Below are 16,843 nucleotides of genomic sequence, written 5' to 3' on the forward strand. Positions count from 1 at the left end.
TATTGACCAGCCATTTAACTGCCATGATTAAAAGAAGAACCATCGCTCCTTTTGTGCGGATACCCTCACCCTGTATTATACATAGCTTTTCCTTTTTTCTTTTCCTGTTGGCCTCCCCTGCCCTGCAGGCACAAAAAAAACAGGGCCTTACTATTACCGGCAATGTAAGAGAAGCGCAAAGCAATACAGCACTGGGCTATGCCACGGTGCAATTGCATAAGGTACACGACAGTTCTTCAGTTGCTGCAGTTACCACCGGTGAATCGGGAAACTTCACTATTGAGGCACCCGCCGGCACCTACTATGCCCTGGTTGAGTTCACCGGTTACAAACCCTTTAAAACCGCTGTCATCAGGCTTACAGCAGATAACGCACCTTTTGACCTTGGTGTTATTCAGCTAACCTCTGCTTCCAGAACATTAGAAGAAGTATTTATACAAGCCGAAAAAAGCACAATGGAAATGGCATTGGATAAAAAGATATTTAATGTGGGCAAAGACCTGGCTAATGCCGGGGGAACAGCAGCAGATATCTTAAGCAATATTCCTTCCGTGGCTGTAGATGTGGAAGGAAATGTAAGTTTAAGAGGAAGCAGCGGCGTACGGATATTAATTGATGGTAAACCTTCGGGCTTAGTTAGCATAAAAGGGGGAAGTGGATTGCAGCAACTGCAGGGAAGCATGATAGAAAAAGTAGAGATCATTACCAACCCATCGGCCCGTTATGAAGCCGAAGGCATGAGCGGTATTATTAATATTGTATTAAAGAAGGAACGCAAGGAAGGCTTCAACGGTTCTTTTGACGTAGTGGCAGGCTACCCTGAGAATTTTGGTTTAGCAGCAAACGTCAATTACCGGCATAAAGATTTTAATTTTTTCGTTAATTACTCCGCCTCCTACCGCAATACACCGGGAAAGAACGATTTGTACCAGGAACTGTACCGCAACGACAGCACGTTTATCTCCACCAAAAATATGGAGCACCATTTAAAAGGCATGTACAATAATGCAAGGGGAGGACTGGATTATTTCTTTGATGATAAAAATATACTCACTGCCGCCTATACCTACAGAATTAGTAAGGGCAAACGCTACTCCGATATTTTTTACCATGATTACGAATCAACTATACAAAACCTTACCGGCATCACGCACCGCACACAGGACGAAACGGAAACCGAACCCAATTCGGAATACGCGCTCAGTTATAAAAGAACCTTCGCCCGCCAGGGACAGGAATTAACCGCCGATGTACGCTACTTGGATAACTGGGAAAACTCTGATCAATATTTCGGTCAGCAAAGCTTTAAACCCGATGGCAGCCACACCGATATACCTTTTATATTGCAGCGCTCCGTAAATGATGAAACCGAAAAACAGTACCTTACCCAAATTGATTATATACATCCTTTTGGCGAAAAAGGAAAGTTAGAGGCCGGGCTGCGCAGCAGCTTCCGCAATATGACCAATAATTACACCGTAACCGAAGAAGACGCTAACGGCAACTGGTTTGAATTACCGGGCCTGACCAATAATTTTTTATATAAAGAAAACATCAATGCCCTGTATGCTATATTAGGCAATAAGGTTAAAAAATTCTCTTATCAACTGGGGGTTCGCGGCGAACTCACGCATGTAACCACTACCCTCAAACAAACCCATGAAGTAAATCCGCGCAAATACCTGAATTTTTTTCCCAGCGCGCATATCACCTATGATTTGCCCCAGGGACATGCCATACAGCTAAGCTATAGCCGGAGGGTACGCCGTCCGCAATACAACGATCTCAGTCCGTTTATGACCTATAGCGACAACCGCAATTACTGGAGCGGCAATCCCGATCTTGATCCTGAATTTACGCATGCCTTTGAAATAGGACATATCAAATACTTAGATAAAGCATCCATCAGTTCATCATTGTATTACAGGAATACGAAAGGCAAAATATTGTATGTAAAAAGAGTAGATGAGCAGGGTAATTCGGTTACGCTTCCCCAAAACCTGGCAACAGAAAATTCGTTTGGCGCGGAGTTTACCGGTTCCTATTCAGCTTTTACCTGGTGGAAAACAGACGCCAGCTTTAATTTCTTCCGTGCTATTACCGATGGCAGCAACCTCGATGATGAATTTAAAAGCGATACGTATAGCTGGCTCGTGCGTTTACTGTCGAGGGTTACGGTGTGGAAGAATACGGACATACAGGTTCGCGGCAATTATGAAGCACCGCAACAAACGCCGCAGGGCAGGCGCAAATCTATGGCCACAATGGATTTAGCAGTTAGTAAAGATATTCTTAAAGATAAAGCTACCCTTACGCTGAATGTTTTAGATGTTTTTAATTCGCGCCGCTACCGCTCCATTACCGAAGGCGCCAATTTTTATACGGAGAACATGTCGCAGGGAAGATTGCGGCAAACCAACCTCTCCTTTAATTACCGCCTGCGACAGGCAAAGAAAAAGGTAAAGGAAACGCTGGAGCAGGAATAAATGCATTTTTTAAATACCTGAACCCGGCTTTCTTTCGGGGCATTTTTGCTGGGCATCCACTACTGCAATCAGCACCATATTTACGATGCTTCGTACAGAGCTGCCCAATTGCAACACATGTACCGGCTTGGCCAAACCCAGCAGTACCGGGCCTATGGTATCAAAACCACCCAGTTCCTGCAACAGGTTATAGGCAATATTGCCCGCACTTAAGTTGGGAAATATCAATATGTTCACATCTGCATCTACCAGTTCGCTGAAAGGATAATTTTCCTTAAGGATATCTTTATCAAAAGCAAGAATACCCTGCATTTCCCCGTCAGCAATAAGGTCGGGACTTCTTTGCTTCAACAACTCCCTGGCTTTACGAACCAGTATGGCCTCCGCGGTATTGCTGCTGCCAAAGTTGGAATAGCTAAGCAGCGCCACACGGGGTATAATACCAAAATTTCTTACTTCTTTAGCTACCATCAGCGTAATATCCGCCAACTCTTCCGAAGTGGGATTAAAATTAACGGTAGTGTCGGCAAGAAACAAAGGCCCTTTTTTGGTAACAATAATATACATGCCCGCAATTTTCTTCACGCCCTTTTCTGTTCCTACTATTTCCAGGGCAGGTCTTACCGTTTCGGGATAATTGCGGGTAAGTCCGCCAATTACCGCATCGGCATCTCCTGTATTCACCATCATACAGGCAAAGCGGATCCTGTCTTTCATGATCTTGGACGCTTCATAACGGTTGATGCCGCGGCGTTGTCTTTTTTTGAAATACAGCGCAGCATATTCGTGCCGTGTTCTGTCCCATTCTTCGCTCCGCGGATCAATAACCTGCAGACCTTCCAGGTCAATGCCATTTTCACGGGCAATCTTCGCTATCTTCTTTTCCTCACCTAACAGGATAGGATACGCGATGTTTTCATCCAGCACAATTTGCGCGGCTTTCAAAATCTTCACATTATCCGCTTCCGCAAAAACCACGCGCCGCGGATCTTTCCTGGCCTTGCTTCCTATTACCCTGAACAACTGGTTGTCATTACCCAAACGTCCGTCTAATTCAATTTTATACTTTTCCCAGTCTTCAATTGCATGTTTGGCAACGCCGCTTTCCATAGCTGCTTTGGCTACCGCGGGCGAAACCGTGGAGATAAGCCGCGGATCAAGGGGTTTGGGTATAATATAATGCGGACCGAATACCATGTTTTTTTCACCATAGGCAAGCGTTACAATATCGGGTACCGGCGTTCGGGCTAAATGGGCCAATGCCTTTACCGCCGCCATTTTCATTGCTTCATTGATTTGTGTGGCTCTTACATCCAGCGCCCCGCGAAAAATATAAGGAAAGCCGAGTACATTGTTTACCTGGTTAGGATAATCGCTGCGCCCCGTGGCGATTATAATATCCTTACGGGAAGCCGTAGCCGCTTCCCAGGTAATTTCCGGATCGGGGTTAGCCAGTGCAAATACCACCGGCTTTTTGGCCATGCTTCTGATCATTTCGGGCGTAACGGTATTAGCGGCGCTCAAACCAATAAATACATCAGCGCCCTGCATCGCCTCTGCTAAGGTGAGTTCTTTTTTACGGGTAGTAGCAAAACGTTGTTTCACTTCATCGAGCCCGGCCCTGCCATTGTACAATACACCCTCTTTATCGAACAGGATAAAATGGCTGCTTTTAGCGCCCAGCGCTTCATACAACTGCACACAGGCCATGGCGGCAGCCCCTGCCCCGTTAACCACAAAACGCACCTTGTCTATTTTTTTACCCTGTAATTCAAGCGCATTGATCAACGCGGCAGAGCTAATAATCGCCGTGCCATGCTGGTCGTCATGCATTACCGGGATATGCATGCTTTCCTTTAATGCTTTTTCAATATAAAAACACTCCGGGGCTTTTATGTCTTCAAGGTTAATGCCCCCAAAAGTGGGCTCAAGCGATTGTACGATCTGCACAAACTTTTCCGGGTCTTTTTCATTGATCTCAATGTCAAATACATCAATGTCGGCAAACACTTTAAAGAGTACCCCTTTCCCCTCCATTACCGGCTTACCCGCTTCGGGGCCAATATCACCCAGTCCTAATACCGCTGTACCATTGCTGATCACCCCTACCAGGTTACCTTTGGCCGTGTATTTATACACAGCTTCCACATCCCGCTGAATTTCCCTGCAGGGCTCCGCTACGCCCGGCGAATAGGCCAGCGAAAGGTCCCGCTGCGTTTTGGCTTCCTTGGTAGGCACTACTTCAATTTTTCCCGGTCTCCCTTTCGAATGGTATTCCAGCGCCTGTTGTTTTCTCAGCTCTTTTGACATATGAATAGAATTGCAACACAAGGTAAGTAAAACATGATGAGCCAGGCCCCGGTTTCAGCGGTGCAGGCATTGCCGTAAGGGAACAAAGATCGCCGCTAACTCCCGCTAAACTTTTGTAACTTGGTATACAAACCATTTTTACAACAGAAACACTTCCAAGAATGAAAACCGGCTTTACCAGTGTTGACGAATACATTCATTCGTTTCCGCAAGATGTACAGGTAATCTTAAACAAAGTACGCGCTACTATAAAGAAGAACGCGCCGGAAGCGGTTGAAGGCATCAGCTACCAAATGCCTGCCTATAAAATGAACGGAAAACCGCTGGTATATTTTGCGGGCTATACAACCCATATCGGCTTTTATGCCACCCCGGCAGGGCATGAGCAATTTAGAGCTGAGCTGGCAAAATACAAACAAGGTAAAGGCTCGGTGCAATTTCCACTCAGCGGACCCATCCCTTATAGCTTAATTGCCCAAATAGTACAATTCAGGGTGAAAGAAAAAAGCAGAAGCTGATAATTTGAAATTTAATATTTGAGATGAAGTGCAGGGTGCGTGGCTTATCCGCTTAAAAAAATATTATTTTGCAGCTATGGAAACCATTTTCGATTATGATCCTTCGCCTGAAGAGCTTTCGGGTATGCAGATGACATATAAAACATTGGATACACATAAATATATGGAAGACCTCGAACAGCGGGCCACGCTTTTTGATACCTCCATTGATTATGAAAGGATTTCAGATTTGCAGGAACTTGCCAGGATAAGACGCAACGATGCAGCCTTCAGCAAATTTACCCGTATGCTTGAGCAGGATATGGGAGATATTCACGACAGGCTGTTCAACGAATGACAGGATACGCTGTTTGACACACGGAATGCAGCATTTGCTGCAACATAGAAAATGATGATCATTCGCTTTTGTTTCTCGTTCTTTTTTATATCTTCCCGGCATGAAAGCTGTGAAAAGCACTGTTCAGTCCGGTATAAAAGCAGCCCTGTTTTTTTTCGCTTTATCTTTCATTGCAAATACAACCTATGCCCAACCTGCTGACTTTGTCAGCAAACTGTCTGCACCCGACACCATAGCAGGTAAATTTCCCCGTGAAAAAATATTTATTCATTACGACAAGCCTTATTATAGGCCCAATGACACCATCTGGCTAAAAGGGTATGCATTATATGCAGCCGGGCACAAACCCGCCGACAATACCGGTATTGCTTATATTGAGATCCTTAACGAAGAAACCGAAGTGCTCAAAAGAATCAGCGCTCCGGTATTCTTCGGATTGTTCAGCAGTTGTATTGCTTTGCCACAGGATGATTTTAAGCAAGGCGCTTACATTTTAAGAGCCTATACCAACTGGATGCGCAACTTTGGCGACTCCCTGTTTTTTGAAAGCCGGTTTAAAGTAATTGATACCCGATCGGAACAATGGAAAGCAGATATCAGGAAAATTGATTTCAGCAACAATCAGTTTGTTTTATATACCGTATTAAAAGGTGGGAACGCAGAGCCGCTTGCCTATACCACTGTGACGGTGAGACTTCGTTCGGGCCTTAGAAATTATTTAAAGCTTAGAACCGCTACAGATGCTGACGGTAACATTTATATTGATACAACGCTTAAAGCCATCAGCACAGACAGGAATATTGTCCTGGAAATTGCATCAAAAAATAATTTACAGCTAAGCATTCCCGTTAGAAATTCAGGCACCCCGCAAATTGATCTCCAGTTTATGCCGGAAGGAGGCAGCCTGGTAGCGGGCATAAAGCAAAATACCGGCTTTAAAGCTATCAGCATTTTCGGAAAAGGTGTAGATGTAAGCGGGGTTATTAAAGACAGCAGACGCAATACGGTAGCACAATTCGCGTCTGTTCATAAAGGAATGGGAATAGTGCGCTTTACGCCCAAAACCGGGGAAACATATATTGCAGAACTTAGCAACGGGTTGGTGTATGATATGCCCGAAGTAAAAGCATCAGGCACAGGTCTCCGGGTTATCAATAAAAAAGACACCGACAGTATTACTGTTAAGATCATTGCCGCGCAAAGCCCGGCGCCTGCTGTTTATTACCTGGCCGGCCGTTCAGGAGGCATTACTTATGCCGGCGCAAAAATTAACCTCACAAAAAAAGAAGCCGAAGTAAAGCTGGCGAAAGCCATGTTTCCCCAGGGAATTACAAAGTTTACTTTGTACAACAGCAACATGAATCCGCTAAACGAACGCATCACCTTTGTATGGCACGATGAAACCATCAGGCTATATGCAGCACCGCACAAAACCCAATACCAGCAAAAAGACAGCGTTTCATTAAAAATAAAGTCACAGAACACCAATGCAACGCCCGTTACAGGTAGTTTCTCCATAGCTGTAATTGATACAGCCCAGGTAAAATTTACTGCCGACTGTGAAAATATTCTCAGTTATATGCTGCTGAGCGCTGATTTGAAGGGAAACATAGAAGACCCCTGGTTTTACATCAAAAACCCATACAGCGAAGCCACTGAAGCGCTGATGCTGACACAAGGCTGGGTAAATTACAACTGGAAGATACCGCAGCCTGCCTTTGAGAAGGAACAGGAATTTAGCATTACCGGAAAAGTTACCAATGCTTTCAATAAGCCACTCGCTCATGTAAATGTAACCCTGTTTGGTAAAGTGGGTAGCGATGGCTCTTTTTTTATGGATACCATAACCAATAATACCGGCGTTTTTGCATTTAAAAAATTCCCCTACTTCCTAAAAGACAGTACAGGAATGGTGCTAAGGGCGCTGAATAAAAAAAATAAGGCTTTCAATGTAGGCATAACAGTCAATTTAAAAACCTACCCGCTTTACACCAACGAAATATCCAGGTACTGGCAGGATAACCTGTTATTTGATACCGCATCAAGAAAATACATATCAAACCAGCAGTTGCTATGGCAACAAATGAAAAAAGACGGCAATTTTCTCGAAGAAGTAGTGATACATGCAAAACGCAAAATACAGGGCTCAAAAAATCTCAATGAAGATGGGGGTGCCGACCAGGTAATTACAGAAAAAATTTTAGATGCAACACCTAAAGAAGATCTGCTTCATGTTTTAAGCAGGCAAATACCGGGATTTCCCGTGATACGCGGCGCACCGTTCGCCATTGGTAAAAGCAAGGTAGAAATAGTAATTGACGGAACGCATTTGGGTTGGTTTGAAATGGATCCTATTGATATTTTACAGTATTATTCCGCAGAGGATGTGAAAGGAATAGAGGTAATGAAAAGTGTAAAGTACAATTTAGCATACCAGTCTAAGTTTTATGAACCCATGAAAATCAACTTTATGGATCCCCCGGTTTTTATTGAAATAACTACTAAAACCGGCGAGGGTCCTTTTATGAAAAAAACACCGGGTATTTATTTATATAAACCGCTTGTACCGGTTATTGCAAAACAATTTTACAGTCCTAAGTATACTTCAACCAACGAGGAAAATGTTTTTCCTGACCTGCGCTCAACGATCTATTGGAATCCCGATATCATCACGGATGAAAAAGGAGAGGCCGAAGTTTCTTTTTACACATCGGAAAGTAAAAACAGTTATTTGATTATCCTGCAGGGAACGGATTTAACCGGAAGATTTGGCGTGTTATACGAATACCTGAACATAGAAAATTTTGATGCCCGTTAACTGCACAGCCCTACTTGTCTTATCTTGCGCCCTACAGGGTATTTCATTAATTTAACTTATAATCACAAACCCGGTTCTATATGAAGCAACTCAACAGGAATTCCTTTTTGTGTTTATGTTTTTTGCTCCTGGCTTTACCTGCGCTAACGCAGGTAAAAATTTATGTAGCTCCCAATGGTAACGACAATAATCCCGGTACATTTACCCGTCCTTTCAAAACGCCGGAACGCGCTATTGATCATTCGCGCAACAATAACAATAAAAATAAAGCGGTATCGGTTGAACTGCGGCGGGGCGTTTACTACTTAGATAAAACCATTGTAATTAACGCCGCCGGATTTTCGCCTGCTTCGCTGCAAATAAAAGCGTATGCCAACGAAACGGTTACCATTAGCGCGGGCAAACGCCTGAGCCTTCAATGGAAACCGTATAAGAACGGAATATATGTAGCCACCGTTCCTCCAGGTGTTGCTTTTGAAAGATTGTACATCAATCAAAAACTACAACCCCTGGCACGTTACCCCAATTATGATTCCGCTGTAAGAACATTTCATGGAACAGCTCCCGATGCCATAGCCCCCGAAAGGGTAAAACGCTGGAAAAACCCGGAAGGCGGGTATGTACATGCGCTGCACGCGTATGAGTGGGGAGGGTTTCATTATCGTATAACCGGTGTTGATGCCGGAGGGAATGTGCAATTAGAAGGCGGGTGGCAGAATAACCGTCCGAATGAAATGCACAAAGCATACCGTTTTGTTGAAAACATTTTTGAAGAATTAGATGCACCCGGGGAATGGTGGTTAGATAAAGCAAAACACCTGCTCTATTATTATCCGTCAAAAGGAGTAAACCTGAACAATGCACTTATTGAAGTTTCACAACTTAAAAACAGTATTGAATTAAGCGGAAGCATGAGCAACCCTTTACGAAATGTGCAGTTACTCAACCTGAACTTTGCACATAATGAAAGGACGTTTATGGATACCAAAGAACCGCTGCTGCGCAGCGATTGGACGATATACAGGGGCGGCGCTGTTTTATTAGATGGAACTGAAAACTGCAAAATAGCGGATTGTGTTTTTGAAGGCGTTGGAGGTAACGCTGTTATGTTCAGCAATTACAATAAAAAAGATACGGTAACGGGGTGTCACATCTATAATACCGGCGCTAATGCCGTATGCTTTATAGGAGATACCAAAGCGGTGCGCTCCCCGTCATTCCGGTACGAAAACTTTATTCCTTATGACCAGTTGGACAAAATGCCGGGGCCATTAACCCGCAACTTCCCGCAGGAATGTATAGTTACCGATAATCTTCTGCACGACCTGGGCGATATTGAAAAGCAGGCAACAGGTGTGCAGATAGAAGTGGCTGCATCCATTACTGTTAGTTATAACAGCATTTACCATACTTCAAGGGCAGGAATAAATATTGGCGATGGTTGTTTTGGCGGGCATATACTGGAGTTCAACGATGTATTTAATACCGTGAGAGAAACCGGGGATCATGGTTCCTTTAATTCCTGGGGCCGCGACCGCTTCTGGGCGCCCAACCGGAATTATATGGACAGCCTGGTGACAATACATCCGGAACTGATTTTGCTGGATGCGCAAAAACAAACCATTATCCGCAACAACCGTTTCCGCTGTGATCATGGCTGGGATATTGACCTGGATGATGGTTCATCGAACTATCATATTTACAATAATCTTTGTTTAAACGGCGGACTTAAGCTGCGGGAAGGTTTTTACCGGGTAGTGGAGAATAATATCATGATCAATAACTCCTTTCATCCGCATGTATGGTTTAAGAACAGCGGCGATGTATTTGAAAGAAATATTGTGATGAAAAAATACGCCCCTATACAGGTGGACGACTGGGGGAAAAGTAGTGACTACAATTTATTTCCCGATAGCACCGCGTTGCATGATGCGCAAAGCAGGGGAACGGACATACACAGCCTGGCAGGAGATCCGTTATTTACTGACCCCTCAAAGGGCGATTATACAGTTGCGGCTAATTCCCCGGCACTTAAAACAGGGTTCAGGAATTTTCCGATGAATGCATTCGGCGTAAAAAAACCTTCTCTTAAAAAAATAGCCTTACAGCCACAGCTACCTGTATTGATTACAGATGCAGGATTAGAAGATAAATCGGTTGCGGTGTCATTCCTCGGAGGCAGTATAAAATCTGTTGATGGTTTGGGAGACCGCTCGGCCTATGGCCTTCCGGATGAAACAGGCGTTATTATCCTGTTGGCTGGGCATAACAGTCTTTTATCGTTATCGGGGTTACTAAACAAAGATGTTATTCGCACCGCCGGCAACAAAACCATTACAGATATAAAGCAACTGATGGATGCCTATCAGTTACTGAACTGGACAGGTCAAATACCGGTTACGGTTATGCGTAATCAGCAATTAGTACACATAATACTTAAAACCAGGTAATACTATTTCAGTCGCTGGCTGGTAAGACACCAGCCAGGGCGGGTTTGCCGTGGACGGTGCCTGCCTAAAGTCTTTACTGCCCACAGGAAGCCAGGACATGCGACAATAAAGCACACTATTGAATTACCGGCGGCCGTATGGGCATTGAATGTGCATTTTGCGCATGGTAAATTTCTGTGAGTTCATTAAACGCTGACTTCAATACTTCACCTTCCAGCTTTCCACCACGTTCAAACATTTCACGATCAATTAAGGCTCTCAGGTACAATATGCGCCAACGCCATGACTTCAGCGTTTGTGCGGTTAATTTGCGTTCTGCCTGTTGCACAAGATTAAAAGCTTCAACAGCATTGGCCTTAATTTGTTTACGGCTGTGATTGGCTTCAAGGATTTCAATTGCCCGGCTTACATCATTCACTACATCCGGCGAGTATTCATAGGCAATGTACTCTTTCACAATATCCGATGTCTGCCGGTCTCCATCCCAATAGAGCTGCGCGCAAATTATTTTATTCAGGTCTTCGTAAATCCCTTCTGAATAAGGAAAGCCGCCGGATACTTTATGCTCCGTTTGGTTCCACAAACGCTGTAACCGGTTAGTTAATGGGTTGGTGCCATAGCCGCCCCAGGGACCCTGTCCCCACATGCTGATCTCCGGAAAATTTAAAAGCGGTAAGTTCCCCGGAACGCCTTTATCTAACGGATACCTGGGAAAATCTTCGTGGGAGTCGGCCATAACATAGTGAAGCCAGTTATTCCCTTTGCTCAAAAACTTTGTCAGCCCTTCCCACTCTCCTGCAGGCGGTGTATCATACATCCAGGTAGACAACACGATGTTGATACCAGGAAATTTTTGTGCAGTAATACCGGCAAGCGCTTTACATAATTTTGGATAGCCGCGGGCGCCCCATGGCCAGCATTGATCACAACCGCATCCTCCCTCGTCATAAGGCCAGAAAACCATAAGGTCTAAACCAATATCTTTAAACTGATCTAATAAATAGGCCCAGTTTTCCTTTAGTAATTTGTCTGCCTGCACATTTGACGGGTTCAGGTTTACACCAAAATGACCTCTCCGGCCCAGTTCATCAGGCACAGGAGTGTTCAAAAATTCATTTTTTGTAAATTTAAACCCCTGGTTAGGCACCTGTAATAATCCCACTTTCATTCCACACGCTTTTGCAATACCCATTATTTGCCTGAACCGCGTAAGCGTTTTTTGCGCATCAATATCATTGAATGCAGTAAACTGCCAGTTAGCGAAATGAATAACCAGGCTGTTAATTCCCCATAACGCCAATTCTTCTACATATTTCTGAACGTCTTCGATGGGCGCTGCTTCATAAAAATTATTAAAATGGGTGGCAAGATACATGCCTCTGACTTTACCTTTTGGTGTAGAAGTGCCGCGCCAGCTTCCGGGTGTAAAACCGTTGCTGCCATAGCGGGAGGTTCTTAAAAACCTTCCTGCGCCATACAGCAGGGCTGGTCCATCGGCCCCTGCTATCTGAATATGACTTTTTCCTTTATCTGATATCCTGTAAGATTCGGGAAGGTCTGCAGCTTCTTTAATTAGCTCTATTGTAAGTTGCGCACTGCCGTCTTTTACTATTTTAACATCAGCCCTGCGGGTAATCTGTGTTTCCAGGATTCTTTTCGTGTTTTCAATTACTGTACCAGCTCCTTTAGGCACGATAATTCTGACTGTTTGCACCTGGCTAAATCCATACAATGATATGCAAAGTAAAAAAAGCGCTTGCAGGATTTTTAAAGAAAGTTCTTTCATATCGTTACTTTAAAATATGCTTATTAATACAAGTTCAATAAAAGTACGCTACTTCCAACCCGGATTCTGATCGAGATCAGGATTCAAGGTGATTTCCTGCAGGGGTAAAGGATATAGGTACAACTTATCATTCCATTTTCTTTCGAATCCGGCGTAAAGTACCCTGTATGCTGATGTGCCGGGGTCTCTTGCGCCAAGATAGGTTTTTTTATTCTCCAACAATTTACCGGCTTTCCATCTTACTAAATCATCAAAACGGGTTGCTTCTGTACAACATTCTATCCTGCGCTCTCTTCTTATTTCATTGATTAATGGTGATACCGGCACTTCCCAATTGGGCCAGTTCGGATCAGCAAATCCAATAGTTTCAGTCATAGCCGGCATACCAGCCCTGCTCCGTAATAAATTGATTGATTTATCCAGTACATCCTGGTCGCATTCACCCAACTCCGCTTTTGCCTCGGCATAGCTAACCAAAATAAGCCCGTACCGGTAAATGAAATGATCAATAACACCCTGGCCTTCCTGCCGGTCTCTTTCATAAGGAGAATATCCTTTTATAATATAATAACTGGTAGGACAAAAAAGAAAATCAAACTCCGGCAAAGGTTTGTAATTGACATATCCGTCATCGTATATACGATAAGGACGATCACTGTTATAGACAGTCTGACGCATTCTCGGATCCCTGTTTATAAACTCATCACCAAAATCTGTATCGCCCTGGTACAAAGGACTTATACCAATGGGAAGTCCATCTGCACATAAATAAGTTTCAACAAAATCTTTTGAACTCATGCTGCACACAAAAATAGCCCCTATAGAAATAGGGGCTCTACCAAAACTAACTGCTTATGAGAAACTTTTCTGTGTTACTGAGGTTTATATTGTTCCGGCCATTTCAACCGTACCCAGTTCTTTGTAATGTTGGTCAGCGCCTCCGGTAATGGCCCGTTAAAGCCCTGAACTATTCCCCGCCAGCTCCCATTTTCCTTAAACAATACCAGGTCTGTACGGTTGGGTAACTCAAAGGAAAGATGCCGGGTCTTAAAAGATTTCAGTCCGCCACCGGCCAACGCCTCTACTTCTCCTTTTTTGTCTAATCGTACTGCTGCAACGCCTACCGCGTCAAAATAAACGGCATGACCATTTGCCTGAAATGACTGATTAATGGAATCTCCCATCAGGTTATGCTCACCGGAAATAACAATAAGCGTTCCATCAATTAACCGGAGCTGCCCGCTTGCCTTTGGCATTACAGATGAAGGGAAACCGGCAACGGTGTGTACATCGCCTTTGGTTTGAGGAAGAATATTTTTAGCCTGCAATGCTGCTATTGCAGATGTAACCGCGGAAAGCGTATCTACCTTTTTAACAGCATTACCCATTGCCGCTATACCATCAAATGGTTGTCCGTTATAATTGACCGTCCATTCCCCCACCCTGTATACACTGGTTTTACCTGCAACAGCCGCTTTATTAAAAAATGCTGCAACTGTTTCCTGATCATATTCCGGATGATAATAAATTACGGCCTCATATTGTTGCTGACCATATTGAATCTTACCGTCAGCATTTATTCTCAGCGACCCGTTTACGATTTCGCTGCTGGGAATTAAATCCGTATAATATCCTTCTTTCCACAAACCGTTGGCAATAGGAAGTCCTACATCTGCAAAAGATGCGCCGTCGTTCCAGTTAAGCGCTGCCGGATGACCGAATACTACCGCTACAGGACAATCGGGCGATGCTGCAGAAATGTAATTTAACAATTTCACCCTGCTTTCTGCAATCATCAGACTGTCTTCCAACAAAGAGGTGGTAAGCTTATCAATCGGATGCGGCCACAATGGATGATAGTTCAAACGGCCCCCTGCCAAAGCAGCCCTCCAGATATCTTTATGATATACATTCACATCCTTGTCGTAATACATATTGAACCATAACGGGCTCCACATTTTTTTTGCAAGCGATGTTCTTATGCTAAAGGGAGTAGCTTCATCTGTTTGCGCAACATCTCTTTTGGAAACCCACCAGCTTAAGCCGTTTTTAAAAATCTCCCTGTTATCCGGGAACGGGAACCAGGTAGGGTGTGTGCCTGACATGGCGTTGTTACCGAATATTTCTTTTATAGCATGATAATAATCCGTTTCTATTTCACCATTTCGCTTCCAGTACATTTCCATATAATGATTTACGGCGGCTATCCTATCTGCTTTCGCACCTGTTTCACCATAAGTCATCAGCAACATATCTCTCAGTAAATCTCTGCCGTTCCGCTGTTGTTCATACGCCTTCGCCATAAAAGAGGAGTACCACAGATCATTGGTTTTAGGGGTAAACCTGCCCGGGAAGCCCCATTCATCCTTACAGGCGCCTGCCAGCGAAGCATCGGCATATTGCTGCAGTATTTCGCGCTGATAAGATAATATATGAGGGGCAAATACATCCGGCGTATATAAAGTAACCGCAACCAGCGCACAGGCAGTCTTCCCTCTGTCTGCTTCATCAAAATCAACAGTAATATGTACACTGTCTTTTGTTGCGTTAGAAGTAGCGGCTGCCGTTATATCTTTTACCGTTCCGGAATGAATTAAACCGCCTTCTTTGCTATAACTGTATACCCGCAGTACTTTTGTAGCCACAGGCTCATAGGGGTTTCTGCCATACGTGTAATGGTCATCAAATCCCTGTGCTTTAACGCCAAGAGCAGCCGTATTGGCTTTATTCAGGGGAAATTCTCTTAACAGGATGATTTGCTGCAGTTCATCGGGATATTTTTCCTTAAAGCTATCCCGCGCCAGGCGGATATCTAAATCCATCACCAAACCTATTCCTTTACTGCGCGCATACAATGATGCGGCTTTTATCTGGTCATGCACTTTCGGATCTGTTAAATCGCCGGGGTAGCGCAAACTGGTGGAGAGCAATTCAAAAGGAGAATATTTTTCATGCAGGTCTATAAATCTTTTATACCCCTCCCCTTCAAATTCTTCCTGAAACCAAAACCAGCATCCAATAGAAGGCCATGAAGTTTTGATAATATTGCTGTCCTGGTTCGGCAATTCTATCCGCGTTGATCTTACTATTGCATTGGGATCAGCAGCACTATTGCTATTTTGACATCCAACCAAAACAGTAAGCAGCATTGCTATTACAACTACGCAGGCGTTCATACAAACGATCCTGTTGTTTTTTTGTTTATTATCCATTGCTAAAATTGTTATACAGATCCAGCCTTCGGTTTAATACGTTATAACTAATTCATTTGTTCCATTCCCGGTCCATCAGATATCTGCTTTATGCACATGCTCCTTTCCTACAAAATCAGCATTGCCGGCAATAGCCTCCCCGTCCCACTCCAGGAGCGCTTCATCCGGTACCATTTCTATTGGAGTGATGTGAGATAATGAAGCTTCGTTATAGGCTTTATTATCGGCACGGTTATAGCATGAAATCAAAGACCACCGGGCGGTATCAGACAGGTTAGCCGCTGAGCGATGAAGGATATTGCTATGAAAAAAGAGCACATCACCTGCCTTCAATTCTACATACACCAACTCCATCGTTTTTAATGCCAGGTCAACATAATGTTGAGCAGCACCCACCTGCTCACCTGAAAAGCCGTGCTCTACACGCCCCATTTTATGCGAGCCTTTTATTACCTGCAGGCATCCGTTTTGCCTATTGGCATCAGTAATGGCAATCATCACCGATATCATCTGGTCCGGAAATAAAAATTCGTTCTTATACCAATAGCCATAGTCCTGGTGCCATTCCCAGGCTCCACCCACTTTTGGCTCTTTCTGCATCAGCTTACTATGAAAGTGGCAAACAGGTGCTTCTCCATCTAATAGTTTATCAACCGATTCTATTATTCTCCTGCTTTTGGTGAGTAATCCATAGGCGTCATTACCAGGTGTATACCACGATGTAAGCCGTGTTTTTCTTCCGGAACTGTCATTCAGATCAAGCGCGTTTTTTTTGATAATAGCATCATTCAGTGCAATACCAGACAGCTTTATGGTTTCTTCGTTTGTAAGACCTCCTCTAACAATAAGATACCCGTCTTTATTAAACGCATTGATTTGTTGCTCATTTAATTTAAAGTAACTCATAATATACGGTTTATCGCTTA

General features: G+C 43.9%; 10 protein-coding genes. 5 read left to right on the forward strand and 5 right to left on the reverse strand.

The window, feature by feature from the left end; translation table 11 throughout:
• Positions 1–23: 23 nt before the first annotated feature.
• Positions 24–2,486: a TonB-dependent receptor gene (locus VL121_RS18750; RefSeq protein ID WP_325408140.1), complete on the forward strand. Its 2,463-nt coding sequence runs from the start codon at positions 24–26 to the stop codon at positions 2,484–2,486.
• A gap of 9 nt (positions 2,487–2,495) precedes the next feature.
• Here the strand turns inward: VL121_RS18750 and VL121_RS21805 are convergent, their stop codons facing one another.
• Entirely contained in the window at positions 2,496–4,796 is a 2,301-nt protein-coding gene (locus VL121_RS21805; RefSeq protein WP_325408141.1) for an NADP-dependent malic enzyme, read from the reverse strand.
• Between the two features lie 161 nt (positions 4,797–4,957).
• Here VL121_RS21805 and VL121_RS18760 point away from each other — a divergent pair, with 161 nt between their 5' ends.
• From VL121_RS18760 to VL121_RS18775, 4 genes are all read left to right on the forward strand, one after another.
• Positions 4,958–5,314, forward strand: a complete 357-nt coding sequence (locus tag VL121_RS18760) for an iron chaperone (RefSeq protein ID WP_325408142.1) — start codon at positions 4,958–4,960, stop codon at positions 5,312–5,314.
• A 76-nt stretch (positions 5,315–5,390) separates the two neighbouring features.
• On the forward strand, positions 5,391–5,651 hold the full coding sequence (locus VL121_RS18765; RefSeq protein ID WP_325408143.1) for a hypothetical protein: 261 nt from the start codon (positions 5,391–5,393) through the stop codon (positions 5,649–5,651).
• Positions 5,652–5,751: 100 nt separating this feature from the next.
• A complete protein-coding gene (locus tag VL121_RS18770) occupies positions 5,752–8,469 on the forward strand; it encodes a hypothetical protein (RefSeq protein ID WP_325408144.1) in 2,718 nt (905 codons plus the stop codon).
• Positions 8,470–8,549: 80 nt separating this feature from the next.
• Positions 8,550–10,919 (forward strand): right-handed parallel beta-helix repeat-containing protein, encoded by a 2,370-nt coding sequence (locus tag VL121_RS18775; RefSeq protein WP_325408145.1) that lies wholly within the window; start codon positions 8,550–8,552, stop codon positions 10,917–10,919.
• 115 nt (positions 10,920–11,034) lie between these two features.
• Here VL121_RS18775 and VL121_RS18780 read toward each other — a convergent pair whose 3' ends face one another.
• From VL121_RS18780 to VL121_RS18795, 4 genes are all read right to left on the reverse strand, one after another.
• Positions 11,035–12,705, reverse strand: a complete 1,671-nt coding sequence (locus VL121_RS18780; protein WP_325408146.1) for a hypothetical protein — start codon at positions 12,703–12,705, stop codon at positions 11,035–11,037.
• 48 nt (positions 12,706–12,753) lie between these two features.
• Positions 12,754–13,503, reverse strand: coding sequence for a RagB/SusD family nutrient uptake outer membrane protein (locus VL121_RS18785; protein WP_325408147.1), 750 nt, complete (start codon positions 13,501–13,503; stop codon positions 12,754–12,756).
• 74 nt (positions 13,504–13,577) lie between these two features.
• Positions 13,578–15,917, reverse strand: a complete 2,340-nt coding sequence (locus tag VL121_RS18790; RefSeq protein ID WP_325408148.1) for a hypothetical protein — start codon at positions 15,915–15,917, stop codon at positions 13,578–13,580.
• Between the two features lie 75 nt (positions 15,918–15,992).
• On the reverse strand, positions 15,993–16,823 hold the full coding sequence (locus tag VL121_RS18795) for a phytanoyl-CoA dioxygenase family protein (RefSeq protein WP_325408149.1): 831 nt from the start codon (positions 16,821–16,823) through the stop codon (positions 15,993–15,995).
• Between the last annotated feature and the right edge of the window lie 20 nt (positions 16,824–16,843).

The sequence above is a fragment of the Agriterribacter sp. genome (genome assembly GCF_035497235.1).
GTDB lineage: Bacteria > Bacteroidota > Bacteroidia > Chitinophagales > Chitinophagaceae > Agriterribacter.